Below are 17,993 nucleotides of genomic sequence, written 5' to 3'. Positions count from 1 at the left end.
GGGGCCGCCCGAAGGCGGTCCCGGCCGGCGAGGATCTAGCAGGTACGAAGGACGGTTAGGAAATGCCGTCCTGGACAGCGCTGACCATGGCGTCAACGTTGTTCAGGCCGTAGCCCACCAGGTACCAGCTGGAGGAATCGAGCATGGTGATGCGGTCATTCTTGGCGGCCTTGGTGCCCATGACGAGTTCGTTGTCCAGGACTGCGGAGGCAACTTCGCCTGCGTTTCCGACTGCGACGTCGCGGTCGATGACGAACAGGTTGTCCGGGTTGATCTCCGCGACGTACTCGAAGGAGACGGATTCGCCGTGCTGTGCTTCGGACTTAATGTCAGCGGCGGTGGCAACGCCCAGGACGTCGTGGATCAGGCCGAAGCGCGAACCTGCGCCGTAGGCGGTCATTTCGCCGCCGCTGGTCATGATGATCAGGCCGTTGCCGGCGTCGGCCGCGGTTGCCTTGGTTTCTTCTACCTTGGAGTCAAGGGCGGCGAGTTTCTCATCGACTTCGGCTTCCTTGCCGAAGATCTCACCGATGATTTCGGTGTTGGAGATGAAGGAATTCCACGGATCCGCAGCGTCGGTGCTGAGGTTGATCGTGGGGGCAATCTTGGAGAACTCTTCGTAGGAGTCTGCGGTGCGGCCGGACATGATGATCAGGTCCGGAGCGCCGGCACTGATGGCCTCGAAGTCCGGTTCCTTCATGCTCCCGATCTTGGCGTAGTCATCCGAGCCGTACTTGGAAAGGCTTTCGGGGTAGTTCGCGGCCGGAACGCCGTCCACCTCGATGCCCAGGGCGTCGAGTGTGTCCAGGGCGCCGAGGTCGAAGGTGTAGACGACCTCCGGGTTCACGGGAACCTCAGTGGTGCCCTGGGTGTGCTCCACGGTAACGGTGGTCGGCTCTGCCGATGCAGGTTCGGCGGCGGCGTCGGTCTCCGAGCCGCAGGCGCTGACGGCGAGCAGGGAAACCAGGGCGGTTCCGGCCAGCAGCCGGGACTTAAGGGTGGTCTTCACTTTGGGGGTGCTCCAGATGATCTCTTCGGTTTGGCCTGCCGGGGGATGCCTCCACCATTAGGTCACAAAATCGTTTGCTAATTTTGCGCGCCTCTGAAAACTATCTTGTTAGGCAAGGCTAAGCAACTTAGATGTCGCCCGGGCAGTAACGTGCGAACGCCCGCCCGGGGAACCGGTCCCGGACGGCAGAGAATTATCTTGCGGCCTTTGTTGGCACTCGCCTTGACCGAGTGCTAACCGTTGCATAAAGTCGGAGCTAGCACTCCCCTTGTGAGGGTGCTAATTCCTGAGGGAAGCGCCCACCGGCACCCGCGACGACGGCAAGCGCCTACCGACGGTCCACAAACCCGTTAGTAACTAAGCAAAGGAGAGCCCGAGTGTCGGTCTCTATTAAGCCCCTTGAGGATCGCATCGTTGTTCGCCCGCTCGAAGCTGAGCAGACCACGGCTTCCGGCCTGGTTATCCCGGACACCGCCAAGGAAAAGCCCCAGGAAGGTGAAGTCGTAGCAGTCGGCCCCGGCCGCGTTGACGACAACGGCAACCGTGTGCCGATCGATGTTGCTGAGGGCGACGTCGTCATCTACTCGAAGTACGGCGGAACCGAGGTCAAGCAGGGCGGCCAGGAATACCTGGTGCTCTCCGCACGCGACGTGCTGGCCATCGTCGTCAAGTAAGTCTTTGAAGACCCCGGCCAGATTCGGCCGGGGTCTTCTTTTGTAGATGTAGTTCTCGAAAGGACACGCACATGGCAAAGCAGTTGGAGTTCAACGACTCCGCCCGTCGTTCACTGGAAGCCGGTGTCGACAAGCTCGCCAACACCGTCAAGGTCACCCTCGGCCCGCGCGGCCGCAATGTGGTGCTCGCCAAGACCTGGGGCGCACCCACCATCACCAACGACGGCGTCACGATCGCCCGCGAGGTCGAACTCGACGATCCGTATGAGAACCTTGGCGCCCAGCTGGCCAAGGAAGTTGCCACCAAGACCAACGATGTTGCCGGCGACGGCACCACCACCGCAACGGTCCTGGCCCAGGCACTGGTCAAGGAAGGCCTGCGCAACGTAGCCGCAGGCGCCGCTCCCGGCGCACTGAAGCACGGCATCGAAACCGCTGTTGAAGCCGTTGCCGCACGCCTGCTGGAGAACGCCAAGGAAGTTGAAGGCAACCAGGTTGCGCACGTGGCAGCCATCTCCGCCCAGAGCGAGGAAGTTGGCCAGCTGCTGGCCGAAGCTTTCGACAAGGTCGGCAAGGACGGCGTCATCACCATCGAGGAATCTTCCTCGACGTCCACCGAACTGGTCATCACCGAAGGCATGCAGTTCGACAAGGGCTACCTCTCGCCCTACTTCGTCACGGACGCCGAGCGCCAGGAAGCCGTTCTCGAAGATGCGCTCATCCTGATCAACTCCGGCAAGATCTCCTCGGTCGCCGAGTTCCTGCCGCTGCTGGAAAAGGCACTGCAGGCCTCCAAGCCGCTGTTCATTATCGCCGAAGACGTGGACGGCGAAGCCCTCTCCACCCTGGTGGTCAACAAGATCCGCGGCACCCTGAACGTTGTTGCGGTCAAGGCGCCGGGCTTCGGCGACCGCCGCAAGGCCATGATGCAGGACATCGCCACCCTCACCGGCGCCCAGGTTGTATCCCCGGACCTCGGCCTGAAGCTGGACCAGGTTGGCCTGGAGGTGCTGGGCTCCGCCCGCCGGATCACCGTCACCAAGGACAACACCACGATCGTGGACGGCGCCGGCTCCGAAGCTGACGTTGCGGACCGCGTAGCGCAGATCCGTGCCGAAGTTGAGCGCACCGATTCCGACTGGGACCGCGAGAAGCTCCAAGAGCGCCTCGCGAAGCTCTCCGGCGGCATCGGCGTGATCAAGGTTGGTGCTGCAACCGAGGTTGAGCTGAAGGAAAAGAAGCACCGTATCGAGGACGCCGTGTCCTCCACGCGTGCTGCCTTGGAAGAGGGAATTGTCGCCGGCGGCGGTTCCGCGCTGGTGCACGCTTCCCACGCCCTGGATACCGATTCCGAGGTGGCAAAGCTCGACGGCGACGCCGCCACTGCCGTAGGCCTGGTCCGCCGTGCGCTGGCCCAGCCGCTGCGCTGGATCGCCGAGAACGCAGGTGCCGAGGGCATGGTCGTCGTGTCCAAGGTGGGCGAGCTGGAAGTCAACAACGGCTTCAACGCCGCCACGGGCGAATACGTCAACCTGATCGAGGCCGGCGTCATCGACCCGGTCAAGGTCACCCGCTCCGCACTGCGGAATGCCGCGTCCATTGCCGCGCTGGTCCTGACCACCGAGGCACTCGTCGTCGAAAAGCCGACTGACGAGGAAGATGAGCACGGCCACAGCCACTAACTTTCGGCTGGCCCAGGGCCCCGTCAGACGCGGATTTTCTCCGCGGCTGGCGGGGCCTTTGCCCTTTCCTGGAGCTGTTGCAGGGCCGCCGGATTCAGGCTTCGCGGGGTTCGGCCGGTAAACTTGTGCGGTATTTGCCGCTTTGAAAGGACACCAGTAAGTGTCAGCACCCGTGCAGCACGCTGCCGCTTCGGACTTCCCGCAGGCCCCTGCCCCGCGCGCCGCGGAACGGCGCTACCGCCCCGAAGTCCAGGGGCTGCGCGCTCTCGCCGTGGTGCTGGTGGTTCTCTATCACGTCTGGCTCGGCAGGGTTTCCGGGGGAGTGGACGTGTTCCTGCTGATCTCCGCGTTCCTGCTGACCGGCTCCTTCATCCGGAAGGCCGAAAGCGGAAAGGCACTGGCCCTGGGCCGGTACTGGCTGCACCTGTTCAAGCGGCTGCTGCCCGCCGTCGCCGTCGTCCTGCTGGCAGTGCTCGCCGCTGCCGCGGCGCTCCTGCCGGCCAGTGCCCGCCAGGACCTGATTGGACAGACCTGGTCCTCGTTGTTCTATTTCCAGAACTGGACTTTGGCCAACAATGCGGTGGACTACCTGGCAGCAGACCACAGTGCGGCCAGTCCGCTGCAGCACTTCTGGTCCCTGTCCATCCAGGGCCAGGTCTTTGTCCTCTGGCCGCTGATCTTCGCGGCAGCGCTCCCGGTCTCGAGGCTGGCGGGCAGGAGCTACCGGTCCGTGCTGGCGGTAATCTTCACCGCCGTGTTCGCGGTGTCCCTGGCGTACTCCGTCTGGCAGACCGGAACCAACCAGGCCTATGCCTACTTCGACACCCGGACCAGGCTCTGGGAGTTCGCCCTGGGTTCCCTGCTGGCGCTGGCCCTGCCATACCTCCGCCTGGGCCACCGGGTCCGCATCCTGATCGGGTGGACCGGCGTGATCGCCATGCTCAGCTGCGGCATCATCCTGCAGGTCCAGCAGCAGTTCCCCGGCTACCTCGCACTCTGGCCTACGCTGGCTGCGGCCATGGTGATCGCTGCCGGAGACACGGGCAGCCGGATCGGAGCGGACCGGCTGCTGAAGGCCGGGCCGCTGGTGAGGCTGGGGGACAATTCCTACGCCCTGTACCTGTGGCACTGGCCGGTGCTGGTCTTCTGGCTGATTGCCTCCAAACAGCAGAACGCCGGGCTGGTGGACGGCGCCGTCGTCATTGCGGTTTCGCTGCTGTTGGCTGTACTGACCACCAAACTGGTGGAAGGGCCGCTGCGCGGCTGGTCCTGGCCGCAGGTCTCCGCATGGCGCTCGGCAGTGGTGCTGGCAGCTTCCTTCGCCCTCGTTGCCGCGCCGCTGGCCGGCTGGCAGGAACGCGTGGATGCGCAGGCAGAAGCCGTGCGGCTGCAGTCCATTGCGGACAATCCGGGCGCGCTGTCCCTGGATCCTGATTATGAAACCGTCTCCTCCACCCAGGCCCTCGTCAAGCCGGCGCCGTCAGAGATGGACCAGGAATGGGCACAGCTGGACGAGGCGTGCGGGGAGGCCGCGGCGCCGGAGGCCGGCAGTGTCCTGGAAGGGCACTGCAAGCAGATCGGTACTGCCGAAGGATCGCAGAAGACCATCGTGGTGCTGGGAGATTCCCATGCCATGCAGTGGACCGCGGCCCTCGGCCCGGTGGCGCGCGCCAACGACTGGCACGTGGTCACTGTCCTAAAGATGGGTTGCCGGTACGGAGCCGAAGACCCTGAACGGTCCGAAGAGTGCAATGCCTTCAACCAGGCCGCGGGGGAGTACGTCCTGGACCTCATGCCGGACGCGGTGTTCACCGTCGCGTCCCTCACGCGGGAATCGAGTCCGGATGAAACCCTGGGCGGCGGCTACGACGACGGCGTCCGCCCCTTCACCGAGGCTGGCATCCAGGTCCTGGCCATGCGGGACAACCCGCGGTTCGAGTTCGACATGTTCAAGTGCCTTGAATCCAACGGCTTCGACGTGCGGGCCTGCCACGTGCCCCGCAGCCAGCTGCTCGCGGACGTTTCGCCGCTGGAAGGACTAGAGGCCCGGATACCCGGCGTGCGCGTGCTGGATCTGAGCGACCAGTTCTGTTTCGATGACGCCTGCCCGGGGATCATCGGCAACGTGATTGTCTACAAGGACCATGACCACCTGAACCGGACCTACATGGAGACCACGTCCCGTGTCCTGGCGGAACGCATCCTGGCCGCCACCGGCTGGGAAGGCGTCACAGTGCCCGGAACCACATAGCCCAAAGGGCCCCAAGGAATAGGGAGGGGTACCGGTTTCGTTCTACGATTAGATAAACGCGGGCGTGTTGTCCCAGCCACCCCACAAATCTCCGGTCCCGAAAGAGGCGCGCACTTGAGCCAGCAGTCCCCAGAACACGATCCGTTCGGCTTCGTCGGACTTACCTATGACGACGTCCTTCTGCTGCCCGGCCCCACGGATGTCATCCCTTCAGAGGCAGACACCAGCTCCCGCCTGACCAAGCGCATCACCGTACAGACACCCCTGCTCTCCGCTGCAATGGACACCGTCACCGAGTCCCGCATGGCCATCGCCATGGCCCGCCACGGCGGCCTCGGCGTGATCCACCGCAACCTTTCCATTGCGGACCAGGCCGAGCACGTGGACCGGGTCAAGCGCAGCGAATCCGGCATGATCACCAACCCGGTGACCATCGACCCGGAAGCCACGCTCCAGGAACTCGATGACCTCTGCGCGCACTTCCGCGTCTCCGGCCTGCCGGTCGTGGACCCGCAGAACAAGCTGCTGGGAATCGTGACCAACCGCGACACCCGTTTCATTCCGCGCTCCGAGTACGCCACCCGCAAGGTGGGGGAAGTCATGACCCGGATGCCGCTCATCACCGGCCGGGTGGGCATCTCCCCGGAGGAGACCGTTGAGCTCCTGGGCAAGAACCGGATCGAGAAGCTGCCGCTGGTCGACGACGAGGGGCACCTTCAGGGCCTGATCACCGTCAAGGACTTCGATAAGGCCGAGCAGTACCCGTTCGCCACCAAGGATGACGAAGGCCGGCTGCGCGTCGGTGCCGCCGTCGGCTTCTTCGGCGACGGCTACGAGCGCGCCATGGCCCTCGTTGACGCCGGCGTGGACGTCCTGGTGGTGGACACCGCCAACGGCCACAGCGCCGGTGTGCTGGAAATGATCACCCGCCTCAAGAAGGACCCCGCTGCTGCCCACGTGGACATCATCGGCGGGCAGGCAGCTACCCGTGAAGGCGCCCAGGCGCTGATCGACGCCGGTGCTGACGCCATCAAGGTTGGCGTTGGCCCGGGCTCCATCTGCACCACCCGCGTGGTTGCCGGCGTCGGCGTACCGCAGGTCACCGCGATCTACGAAGCCGCCAAGGCTGCGATTCCCGCCGGTGTTCCGGTCATTGCCGACGGCGGGCTGCAGTACTCCGGCGACATCGGCAAGGCAATCGTTGCCGGCGCGGACACCGTGATGCTCGGCGGGCTGCTGGCAGGTTCTGCCGAAAGCCCCGGAGACCTGGTCTTCGTGAACGGCAAGCAGTTCAAGACCTACCGGGGCATGGGCTCGCTGGGCGCCATGCAGACGCGCGGCAAGAACACCTCCTACTCCAAGGACCGTTACTTCCAGGCCGATGTGCCCAGCGACGAGAAGCTGATCCCCGAAGGCATCGAAGGCCAGGTGCCGTACCGCGGCCCGCTGTCCGCCGTCGCGCACCAGCTCGTAGGCGGCCTGCGCCAGACCATGTTCTACACGGGCGCGCACACCATCGCCGAGCTCAAGGCCAAGGGCCGCTTCGTCCGGATCACCCCGGCCGGCCTGAAGGAATCCCACCCGCACGACATCATGATGACCGCCGAAGCGCCGAACTACGGTCGCCGCTAAGCATGAAGACTCCAGGAGCAGGCACCGTCCCCACCGGAACGGTGCCTGCTTCTTTTAACGACTGGGATAACCTAGAGCAGTGACTAACGAGATTGAGATCGGCCGTGGCAAGCGTGGGCGCAGAGCCTACTCCCTGGATGACGTAGCGATTGTGCCCTCCCGGCGCACCCGTGATCCCCAGGACGTCTCGGTCAACTGGCAGATAGATGCCTACCAGTTCGAAATGCCAGTCATCGGCGCCCCGATGGACTCCGTGATGTCCCCGGCAACCGCCATCGCGCTGGGCCGGCTGGGCGGACTGGGCGTCCTGAACCTTGAGGGCCTGTGGACCCGTTACGAGGATCCGCAGCCCATCCTGGACGAAATCGCCGTCCTCAGCGAAGAGAACTTCAATCCCTCGGCCACCCGCAGGCTGCAGGAGATCTACACCGCGCCGATCCAGGCCGAGCTGATCACCTCCCGCCTGGCCGAAATGCGCGAGGCCGGCGTCACCGTAGCCGGCTCGCTCACGCCGCAGCGCACCCAGGAGTTCTACAAGACCGTCCTCGCCGCCGGCGTGGACATCTTCGTGATCCGCGGAACCACCGTTTCCGCCGAGCACGTCTCCAAGAACGTTGAACCGCTGAACCTCAAGCAGTTCATTTACGAACTCGACGTCCCCGTCATCGTTGGCGGTGCCGCCGGCTACACCCCGGCGCTGCACCTCATGCGCACCGGCGCTGCCGGCGTCCTCGTCGGCTTCGGCGGCGGAGCGACGACGACGACGCGGCGTGCCCTGGGCATCCACGCTCCCATGGCCACTGCGATCTCAGACATCGCCGAAGCCCGCCGGGACTACATGGATGAGTCCGGCGGCCGGTACGTGCACGTGATCGCCGACGGCGGCATGGGTACCAGCGGCGACATCATCAAGGCCATTGCCATGGGTGCGGACGCCGTCATGCTCGGCTCCGCGCTTGCCCGCGCCGAGGAAGCACCCGGACGCGGCTGGCACTGGGGACAGGAAGCCCACCACAGCGAACTTCCCCGCGGCGACAGGGTCCACCTGGACACCGTTGCCCCCCTGAAGGAAGTCCTGTGGGGCCCCTCGCACCACACCAACGGAACCTCCAACCTGATGGGGGCCCTGAGGCGGGCAATGGCCACTACCGGATACTCTGACCTCAAGGCGTTCCAGCGCATCGATGTGCTGGTATCGCCATACCTTTACGACACCTGAGCACGTCCAACCCCGCCACCCCAGGGGCACGCTTCAGAGAGGAACCTAGACCATGGCAACAGATGCACTCAGTCCGGAATACCGCGAAGAAGCCCTGCAGAAACTGCGTTCCACGTCGGCCCCCGGCGGCGAACTGGACGTCCTGATTGTCGGCGGCGGGGTGGTGGGCGCCGGCGCTGCACTGGACGCCGTCACCCGCGGCTTGAAGGTGGGCATGGTGGAAGCCCGGGACTGGGCCTCCGGAACGTCCTCACGTTCCTCCAAGCTCATCCACGGCGGCCTGCGCTACCTCGAAATGCTGGACTTCGCCCTGGTCCAGGAAGCCCTGAAGGAGCGCGGCCTGCTGCTGCAGCGCATCGCCCCGCACCTGGTGAAGCCGGTGCCCTTCCTGTACCCGCTGACCAAGCGCTTCGTGGAACGCCCCTACGTCGGTGCCGGTATCTTCCTCTATGACACGCTGGGCATGACCTCGGGCAACTCCCGCGGCGTACCCATGCAGAAGCACCTGACCCGGCGGGGGACCCTGCGCGCGGCCCCCAGCCTGAAGGATGACGCCATGATCGGCTCCATCCGCTACTACGACGGCCAGGTGGACGACGCCCGCTACGTGGCCAACATGGTCCGCACCGCGGTGCACTACGGCGCCACCGCCGTGAACCGGCTCTCCGTCGTCGACTTCCTCCGTGAGGGGGAGCGTGTGGTGGGAGCCCGCGTCCGGGACCAGGAGACCGGCGAAGAGTTCGACATCGCCGCCAGCCAGGTGGTCAACGCCACCGGCGTGTGGACGGACGAAACCCAGGCCATGGTGACCGACCGCGGCCAGCTGAAGGTGCGCGCTTCCAAGGGCATCCACCTGGTGGTTCCCCGGGACCGCATCCAGTCCACCGTGGGCATGATCCTGCGCACCGAAAAGTCCGTGCTCTTCGTGATCCCGTGGGGACGCCACTGGATCATCGGAACCACGGATACCGACTGGAACCTGGACAAGTCCCACCCGGCGGCAACCTCCGCGGACATCGACTACCTGCTTGAACACGTCAACCGCGTGCTGAAGCGCCCGCTGACCCGCGAAGACGTTGAAGGCGTCTACGCCGGCCTGCGTCCGTTGCTGGCGGGGGAGAACGACTCAACGGCCAAGCTCTCCCGCGAACACGTCGTCGCGCACCCCGTGCCCGGCCTGGTGGTCGTGGCCGGCGGCAAGTGGACCACGTACCGCGTCATGGCCAAGGACGCCGTGGACGAAGCTGCCCGGGCGCTGGATGAGAAGGTGCCGGAATCCTGCACGCAGACCATCCCGCTGCTGGGCGCCGTCGGCTACAAGGCCGCCTGGAACAGGCGCCACCGCACAGCCGACGAATACGGCATCCACGTAGTGCGCGTGGAGCACCTGCTGAACCGTTACGGATCCCTTGCCGGTGAAGTCCTGGACCTCATCAAGGCGAATCCGGAACTTGGCGAACCGCTTCCCGGTGCGGACGACTACCTCGGTGCCGAAGTGGTTTACGCCACCACGCACGAGGGCGCCCGCCACATCGAGGACGTGCTTGCACGCCGTACCCGGATCTCGATCGAGTCCTGGGACCGCGGCGTTTCCGCCGCCCCGGTCGTTGCGGAGCTGATGGCACCCATCCTCGGCTGGGACGACGCCCGGGTTGAGGAAGAGGTACGCCACTACCTCGCCCGTGTGGAAGCAGAACGGCTGAGCCAGGAACAGCCCGACGACGTCTCCGCCGACGCCGCACGGCTGGCTGTCCAGGACATCACCCCGCGCTGACCGGGAGCACCGACGCATGAGTGAACTCAGCCTGAACGCGTCCGGCGCCGTCCTTACCGAGCCGGAAATGGTCATCCTGGAAATGGAGGCCAAGGACAGGGACGACGCCGCCGCGCAGCTGGCGGAGCGGATGTACGCCCAGGGCCGGCTGCTGGACCTGGACGGCTTCCTTAAGGACGTCACCGCCCGGGAGCACCAGATGGCTACGGGACTGCCCGGGGGCATCGGACTGCCCCACGCCCGCAGCAAGCACGTGGTGAAGACCTCGATCGCGGTGGGAGTCTGCAGGTACGGGCACAGCGTGAATTTCGGCGCCTCCGACGGACCCGCAACGGTAGTGCTGCTGATCGCTACGCCGGCGGCAGCCTATTCGGAGCACCTGGAGGTTCTGGCCACGCTGGCCCGGTCCCTGTTCCGGCCGGCTTTCCGGGAATCCCTGCGCCGCGCGCAGGACCCGGAGGTCCTGGCTGAACTCATCAATTCCTCGCTGGTGTTCTTCGACCACTGAGCAGCCCCGGAGGCGCCCATTGGGTTTTCTACACGACTACGAAGTACCGTTAAGCCGTGCTTAAGACTGCCCTGAAACCACGCTGGATCGCAGGACTCCTGTTTGCCCTGGCCATATCCACCGTGTTTGTGCTGCTCTCCGAGTGGCAGTTCTCGGCAGCCGAAAGTGAGGGCCCGCCGCCTGCCGAGGACACCGAAGTGGTTCGTCCCCTGACCGAGGTCTTCACTCCCGGCGGACCGCTGTACGGCACCCAGGCTGACCAGATGGTCACCTTCAGCGGATCCTTCGACCCCGAGGACCAGGTCCTCATCGACAACCGGCTGCTGGATGGCAAAGAGGGCTACTGGGTAGTCACCGCGTTCGACGTCGACGGCGCTCCGCAGGACGCCTCGATTCCCGTGGTTCGCGGCTGGGCCGAAGAAGCAGACGACGCGGGAACCGCTCCCGAGGGCGACGTCACCATTACCGGCCGGCTGCTGCCGCCGGAAGCCCCGGTTGCCGGACCGGTGCCCGCGGGCACCGTCGCCGCACTGTCCAGCGCCGAACTGGGCAACATCTGGGACAAGCCGCTGTACTCCGCGTTCGTCACGGCGCATGAGACGACGGTGGACGGAACTCCGGCAGATACCGGGCTGCAGACCGTCACCGTGGATCCCCAGCCGCAGGAAACCACCATCAACTGGCTGAACATCTTCTATGCCGTCGAATGGGTAGTCTTCGCCGGATTCTCCGTCTTCCTGTGGTGGCGGCTGCTGGCTGATTCATACCAGCGCAGCCTCGAAGAGGACGAGTACGAGGACGACGATGATGAAGACGACGACGAGTACGACGAAGAACCAGGCACAACGAGCAGTGAGGTAAAGAATTGAGCGACCCCGCAGTGACCCGGCCGCCCCGCCCCAAGAAGAAGAAGCGCCGCTTCGGAGGCACCCACGCGCAGATCCGGACAGCCCTGGCCTTCTACAAGGTCTCATCCTGGGTAACGGGTATCTTCCTGCTGCTGCTCGTGGCCGAAATGGTCATGAAGTACATGCTCCAGATCCCACCCGTGATTGTAGGCGGCCTGAACCTCTACACAGCCGTGCTCATTGCGCACGGCTGGCTGTACGTGGTGTACCTCTTCGCTGACTTCCGCCTTTGGCAGCTGATGCGCTGGCCGTTCTCGAAGTTCATTGTGATTGCCCTGGGCGGCGTGGTGCCGTTCCTGTCCTTCATCGTGGAAGCACGCACCCACAAGCAGGTTCTCGCGGAACTCGCTGCCCACCCGGAAGCCGCCAAGCGCTACTAGCCGCCTTCGGGGGGAGGCGGCAAGCCGCCCAAGGTGCGTGCGGTGCACTGTGGCGACTATCCTTGAAACCGTGACTAATCCCGCGACTGCTCCCATTGAAGAGCGCCCCGTCCTGGTTGTGGACTACGGTGCCCAGTACGCCCAGCTGATTGCCCGGCGCGTACGCGAAGCCGACGTCTACTCCGAGGTCGTGCCGCACACCTACAGCACCCAGGAACTCCTGGCCAAGAACCCCGCAGCGATCATCCTCTCCGGTGGACCTTCCAGCGTGTACGCCGAAGGTGCGCCCAAGGTGGATCCCGAACTGTTCGACGCCGGCGTGCCGGTGTTCGGCATCTGCTACGGCTTCCAGGCCATGGCCGCGGCCCTCGGCGGCAAGGTCGCCGAGACTGGCCTGCGCGAATACGGCTCCACCGATGCCGCCGCAGTAAACGGCTCCCGTTCAATCCTTGAAGGGACGCCGGAACACCAGAACACTTGGATGAGCCACGGTGACAGTGTCCAGGAAGCCCCCGAGGGCTTCGAGGTCCTCGCGAGCACCGCAGGCGCCCCCGTTGCCGCATTCGCGAACGAGGAAAAGAAGCTCTACGGCGTCCAGTGGCACCCGGAGGTCAAGCACTCGGCCCACGGCCAGCAGGTGCTTGAAAACTTCCTGTTCAAGGGTGCACGGCTGGACCGCAGCTGGACCACCGGCAACATTGTCGAAGAACAGGTCGAGCGTATCCGCCAGCAGATCGGTTCCTCCCGCGTCATCTGCGGCCTGTCCGGAGGCGTGGACTCCGCTGTGGCCGCGGCCCTGGTGCAGCGTGCGGTCGGCGACCAGCTGACCTGCGTTTTCGTGGACCACGGACTGCTGCGCGAAGGCGAAGCCGAGCAGGTTGAACGTGACTACGTCGCCGCAACCGGTGTCAAGCTTTACGTCGCCAACGAGCAGGAGCGCTTCCTGAACGCCCTAGCCGGCGTCACGGACCCGGAGACCAAGCGGAAGATCATTGGCCGCGAATTCATCCGGGCCTTTGAAGAAGCCGAACGCGCCATCATGGCCGAAGCCAATGCCGCCGGAGAACCGATCCGGTTCCTGGTGCAGGGCACCCTGTACCCCGACGTCGTCGAATCCGGCGGCGGTGAAGGCGCAGCGAACATCAAGAGCCACCACAACGTGGGCGGCCTGCCGGAGGACATGCAGTTCGAACTCGTTGAGCCGCTTCGCCTGCTGTTCAAGGACGAAGTCCGTGCCGTGGGACGCGAACTCGGCCTGCCCGCCGAGATCGTTGGCCGCCAGCCGTTCCCCGGCCCCGGACTGGGTATCCGCATCATCGGGGAAGTGACCAAGGACCGCCTTGACCTGCTCCGCCGCGCAGATGCCATTGCCCGTGCCGAGCTCACCGCGGCCGGCCTGGACGAGGAAGTCTGGCAGATGCCGGTTGTCCTGCTGGCCGATGTCCGCAGCGTAGGCGTCCAGGGCGACGGCCGCACCTACGGCCACCCGATCGTGCTGCGTCCGGTCTCCAGTGAAGACGCCATGACGGCGGACTGGTCCCGCCTGCCGTACGACCTGCTGGCCCGGATCTCCAACCGCATTACCAACGAGGTGGACGGCGTGAACCGAGTGGTGCTGGACGTCACCAGCAAGCCGCCGGGAACCATCGAGTGGGAGTAGCATCGTAGAGCGCGGGGGACGGCTGAACAGCCGTCCCCCGCGTTGCTATCCGGAGCTATTCGGGCAATTGACGATAGCTTGGAAGGTATGCCAGTTTGGTCGAGATCGTCGCGCGGAAGTGCAGGAAAGAGGGCATCAGTGTCTGAGCAGAATCCCGGGGACAGCGCCTCGGACTTCCTGCTGCCGTGGCTGGCCGGGCTTGGCCAGCACGCCGGGTCGGACACGCTGCTGCATTTCACGGTCACGCCGGAAAACAGCATCGACCTGACCCACGCCCACCCCTCCGGGCTTGCCCAGCTGCTTGCCGGGAGGAAAACCCGGCTCTCAACCCTGCTGCGCGACGCGGACCACTACAGCACTGCAATGCGGGCCGCCAGGGCGCTGCGGGCCAAGATCTACGAACTCGGCTCCGACCGCGGGATCGACGTTGGCTATCTCGCCGCAGGCACCGCTTCCTGGCGCTACGCCTCTGACGAAGCCCTGCGCCCCGAATCCCTGACCGCACCGGTACTGCTGACCGCCGTCAGCCTGACCGTGCATGCCTCCCAGGACGACTACGAGCTCCAGCTCACCGGCAAGGCCGAGCTGAACCCCGCCTTCATCCGCCACCTCGAAAACCAGCAGGGCCTGGAGGTCGACGCCGAATCCCTGGCGCGGCTGGCCTACGGCACGGCCCGGTTTGATCCGCACCCGGTGCTGGAACGGCTGCGCGGCCTCACCGACGGCGTGCGGGGCATGAACATCGAGCACCGCCTGCTCGTCTCCACCTTTGCGGACCTGCCGGACCTCTCCGAGGACACGGCCCTGGACCCTTCCCATCCCATCCTCCGGGCACTGATGGACGCAGCCGTGGACGGCAGCGCAGTGGTAGCCGAACCCGCGGACCCGGGGCTGCCGCCCCTGGATGACCGCGCACCGGCGTCCGAGCTCCTGGTACTGGACGCAGACCGCGAGCAGCAGGACGTGCTGGACCTCGCCGGAGCCGGAAACTCCCTGGTGGTTTCGGCTCCTCCGGGAACCGGCCAAACGCAAACCGCCGTCAATGCGGCCGCTGCCCTGGTGAACGCCGGCAAGTCCGTGCTGGTCGTTGCTGAACGCCGCGGAACCCTGAACGAATTTGTATCCGCGCTGGAGAACCTCAACCTCGGTTCGCTGGTGCTGCAGCTCGGAGCAGGGCTCGGCGAAGACGCCCTGCGGGACCGTCTGGTCCGCGCCATCGTGCGGAACGAGAAGGCTGCTGAGCCGAACCTCGGCAACCTGCACAAGGTTCTCCAGGACAGCCGCCATCAGCTGCGGGACCACGTGAAGTCCCTGCACAACGTCCGGCAGCGCTGGGGATGCTCTCCCTACCAGGCCATGCAGTCCCTGGCCGAACTGACCTCGCTGACGCCCGCCCCGGCAACCACCGTACGGCTCAAGCGCAGCGTCCTGGACAGCATCACGGACCGCACCGAGCTGACCGGCCGCCTGCGCCGCGCCGCTGAACTGGGCAGCTTCTCCCGTGCCGCCGTCTCAAGCCCCTGGTTCGGTGCCAAACTGTTGAACCGCAAGGAAACCGAGGTAGCGCACAGGCTCACCGAGGAACTGGCCGAAGCGCTGCCGCAGCTGCGTGCGCGCGTGCAGGAAGTCGCCGAGCATTCGCAGATTCGGCTGGGTGAGACCTTCGCGCAGTGGGGCGAGCAGCTCGAGCTGCTGGTCGCCGTCCGCGAGAGCCTGGACAAGTTCACTCCGGACATCTTCGACCGTCCCGTTACCGACCTGATTTCCGCTACGGCCTCCTCGTCGTGGCGGCGTGAGCACGGGGTGGACATGAGTTCCATGACCCGTTCGCGGCTGCGCCGGGTGGCCAAGGAGTACATCCGCCCCGGCGTGCACATCGCAGACCTGCACACCTCCCTGGTACAGGTGCAGCAGCAGCGCGGCATCTGGACCCGCTACGCCACTACCCAGCGGCACCCCTCCGTTCCCACCGGACTCGCCGACCTGAACCGGACCTACCTTGGGGTCAAGGAGCAGCTGGATGAGCTGACCCGCATCCTGGCCGGAACCCCGGACAAACCGAACCTCGCAGACCAGTCGCTGGATGACCTGGAAAAGAAGCTGCGTGCCCTCGCCGGGGACAAGGAAACCCTGGAGACCCTTCCCGAGCGCACCCTCCTCGTGAACGAGATGCGCGGACAGGGCCTCGGCGAACTGCTCGATGACCTTGAAGCGCGGGAAGTGACGCCGCGGCAGGTGGGCTATGAGCTGGAACTGGCCTGGTGGCAGTCTGCCCTGGAAGCCATGATCAGCGGCGACGATTACCTGGCAATGTCCGACGGCGACAGCCTGCGCCGGCTGGAAGCCGAATACCGCCTGGCCGACAACGCGCACATCGCCTCTGGTGCTTCGCGGTTGCGCTGGGACCTTGCACGGCGCTGGCGCGAGGGGATCAAGTCCCGGCCCAAGGATGCCGCGAAGCTCCGCGACGTCATCAAGACCGGCCCCCTCACGGTGGATTCCCTCTCCGGGCAGTCCGATGAGCTGGTCTCCTCCCTGCTCCCGGTGTGGGCCGCAAGCCCCCTGCTGCTGCCGATGATGCTTCCGGGATCCCGGCGGTTCGACGCCGTGATCATCCTCGATGCCGAGTCCATGAGCCTGCAGGCCGCCGTGCCGGCGATCGCCCGCGCAGGGCAGGTGCTTGCCTTCGGTGACGGAAACCTGGGCGGACCCCGCCCGTTCACCATCAACATTGAGCAGCCTCAGGCGGGCTCCGGCGCGGACGAACTGCCCAGTGCCTTTGACGCCCTTGCCCGCATCCTCCCTGTCCGCAGCCTCTCTACGGTCTACCGCGGAACCGACAAGCACCTGCTCAAGCAGCTCTCCGAAGAGTTCTACGACGGACAGCTCGCCTGGGTGCCGCGCGGAGATGAAGTGGCCACAGGGGAACGGCCGCTCACGGTGGAGTACCTCGCGGACGGCACCGGCATGCCCAGCGCAGACCAGGAGGGCGTTGAGAGCGTCTCGGCCGAGGTCAACCGGGTTGTGGACCTGGTCTTCGAGCACGTACGGCGCCGGCCCAGCCAGTCCCTGGCAGTCATAACGGCCAGCCCGCGTCATGCCGTCCGGGTGGCGGAAGCTATCCGCGTGCAGATGGCGAACTTCCCGTGGGCAGCGGATTTCTTCGCTCCCGGAGCCGAATCATTCCGGGTGGTCCCGGCCGACCGCGCCGCCGGCCTGGTCCGGGACGCAGTGATCTTCTCGCTCGGTTTCGGAAGGACCCCGCACGGGCGGGCACTGCACAACTTCGGCCTGCTCTCCGAGCCCGGTGGACGAGGACGGTTCGTCAATGCGATGACCCGTGCCCGTTACCGGCTTCACGTGCTGACCTGTTTCCAGCCCTCGGACCTCGACGAATCGCGGCTGGGCCACGGAGCGCGAGACTTCTACCAGCTCCTGGTGCGTGAACTCGACGGCGGGCCAGTGCAGCCTGCCGCTGACCGCCCGGCCGGCAACTCAATCATGGCGGACGACCCGCTGGTGGCGGACCTGGTGGGAAGGCTGCGGTCGCGGGGCGCCGAGGTCTGGGACCACTACGACGACGTCATCGACATTGTGGCTACTGTCCGGCGTTCCGCGGATGCGGATCCAGCTGTTCCCATGGCCATCGAGTCTGACGGAACTGCCCGGTACCGGGGAATGAGCGTACGGGAGCGCAGCCGGCTGCGTCCCCAGCTGCTCGAACGGCTCGGCTGGCGCTACATGCCGCTGTGGACCATCGAAGTTTTTACCGATCCCGCCACCTGCGCGGACCTGGTGGGCCGCTACCTGGGCCTGCCGTCTCCGGCCCCCGAGCCTGAGCCCATCCGCGAAGTACACCCGGCAGCTGCGCAGGCAACCGTGGTGCCGCACGGCAGCACACGGATCCGCCCGCGTTCAGAGGAACAAACCAATCCGGCCATCCGGGCCGCGGCGGCAGCTGCGGCTGCGGCCGGCGGAATCGACAGGCAGCATGAACCAGGAACAGAACAGCCCTCCTGACGCGGGATCCGGCACTGGAGCGCAGGCGCACGGTGAAAGCCAGGGACAGGAGAAGGTGAATCGGCCTGCGGCCGCCGGGAGCAGCAAACGCCGGTCCCGGCGAAGCACCTCGGCGCCCACCAGGCTGAAGCAGGCGGCGCAGCTGTTACACACGGCACCTGCCGTCCCCCAGCCCGCGGTCGCCAAGCCATCCGGTGACGGATCCGCCACCGGCGCATCCGCACCCGCTGACGAAGCGGGGGCCCTGCCGCAGACCGCCGCAGAAGACGACCCCCG

Annotated in this window: 12 protein-coding genes; 11 read left to right on the top strand and 1 reads right to left on the bottom strand. The window is 65.8% G+C overall.

Translation table 11 applies throughout. From position 1 onward, the window contains the following. Positions 1–55: 55 nt before the first annotated feature. Positions 56–1,009: a siderophore ABC transporter substrate-binding protein gene (locus GD628_RS01855; RefSeq protein ID WP_091602811.1), complete on the bottom strand. Its 954-nt coding sequence runs from the start codon at positions 1,007–1,009 to the stop codon at positions 56–58. Between the two features lie 377 nt (positions 1,010–1,386). Here GD628_RS01855 and groES point away from each other — a divergent pair, with 377 nt between their 5' ends. The 11 genes from groES (at position 1,387) to GD628_RS01800 (ending at position 17,717) form a co-directional block, all read left to right on the top strand. Then, the gene (gene groES / locus GD628_RS01850; protein WP_055239413.1) at positions 1,387–1,683 is read left to right on the top strand and encodes a co-chaperone GroES; all 297 of its coding nucleotides are present in this window, start codon (positions 1,387–1,389) and stop codon (positions 1,681–1,683) included. Positions 1,684–1,754: 71 nt separating this feature from the next. Next, complete coding sequence (gene groL, locus GD628_RS01845) at positions 1,755–3,365, top strand: chaperonin GroEL (RefSeq protein ID WP_091602814.1); 1,611 nt, start codon at positions 1,755–1,757, stop codon at positions 3,363–3,365. A gap of 160 nt (positions 3,366–3,525) precedes the next feature. Further along, positions 3,526–5,616 carry an acyltransferase family protein gene (locus tag GD628_RS01840; RefSeq protein WP_226802296.1) on the top strand — a complete coding sequence of 697 codons (2,091 nt, stop codon included), beginning with the start codon at positions 3,526–3,528 and terminating at the stop codon, positions 5,614–5,616. A 114-nt stretch (positions 5,617–5,730) separates the two neighbouring features. After that, positions 5,731–7,248: an IMP dehydrogenase gene (gene guaB / locus GD628_RS01835; protein ID WP_152273676.1), complete on the top strand. Its 1,518-nt coding sequence runs from the start codon at positions 5,731–5,733 to the stop codon at positions 7,246–7,248. 79 nt (positions 7,249–7,327) lie between these two features. Then, the gene (locus tag GD628_RS01830) at positions 7,328–8,467 is read left to right on the top strand and encodes a GuaB3 family IMP dehydrogenase-related protein (RefSeq protein WP_152273675.1); all 1,140 of its coding nucleotides are present in this window, start codon (positions 7,328–7,330) and stop codon (positions 8,465–8,467) included. Positions 8,468–8,519: 52 nt separating this feature from the next. Beyond that, positions 8,520–10,241, top strand: a complete 1,722-nt coding sequence (locus GD628_RS01825; RefSeq protein WP_152273674.1) for a glycerol-3-phosphate dehydrogenase/oxidase — start codon at positions 8,520–8,522, stop codon at positions 10,239–10,241. Positions 10,242–10,257: 16 nt separating this feature from the next. Further along, complete coding sequence (locus tag GD628_RS01820; protein ID WP_152273673.1) at positions 10,258–10,749, top strand: PTS sugar transporter subunit IIA; 492 nt, start codon at positions 10,258–10,260, stop codon at positions 10,747–10,749. Positions 10,750–10,805: 56 nt separating this feature from the next. Further along, entirely contained in the window at positions 10,806–11,618 is an 813-nt protein-coding gene (locus tag GD628_RS01815) for an SURF1 family protein (RefSeq protein ID WP_152273672.1), read from the top strand. Next, positions 11,615–12,037 carry a DUF3817 domain-containing protein gene (locus tag GD628_RS01810; protein WP_091602832.1) on the top strand — a complete coding sequence of 141 codons (423 nt, stop codon included), beginning with the start codon at positions 11,615–11,617 and terminating at the stop codon, positions 12,035–12,037. The genes GD628_RS01815 and GD628_RS01810 overlap by 4 nt, the downstream gene beginning before the upstream one ends. Before the next feature lie 70 nt (positions 12,038–12,107). Beyond that, positions 12,108–13,697, top strand: a complete 1,590-nt coding sequence (guaA, locus tag GD628_RS01805; RefSeq protein WP_152273671.1) for a glutamine-hydrolyzing GMP synthase — start codon at positions 12,108–12,110, stop codon at positions 13,695–13,697. A 138-nt stretch (positions 13,698–13,835) separates the two neighbouring features. Beyond that, entirely contained in the window at positions 13,836–17,717 is a 3,882-nt protein-coding gene (locus tag GD628_RS01800; RefSeq protein ID WP_152273670.1) for an AAA family ATPase, read from the top strand. Positions 17,718–17,993 lie beyond the last annotated feature (276 nt).

Source organism: Arthrobacter koreensis (genome assembly GCF_009193255.1).
In the GTDB taxonomy this organism is placed as follows: Bacteria; Actinomycetota; Actinomycetes; order Actinomycetales; family Micrococcaceae; genus Arthrobacter_B; species Arthrobacter_B koreensis.
The sequence above is the reverse complement of the archived record's forward strand: the minus strand, read 5'-3'. Positions and strand labels throughout refer to the sequence as shown.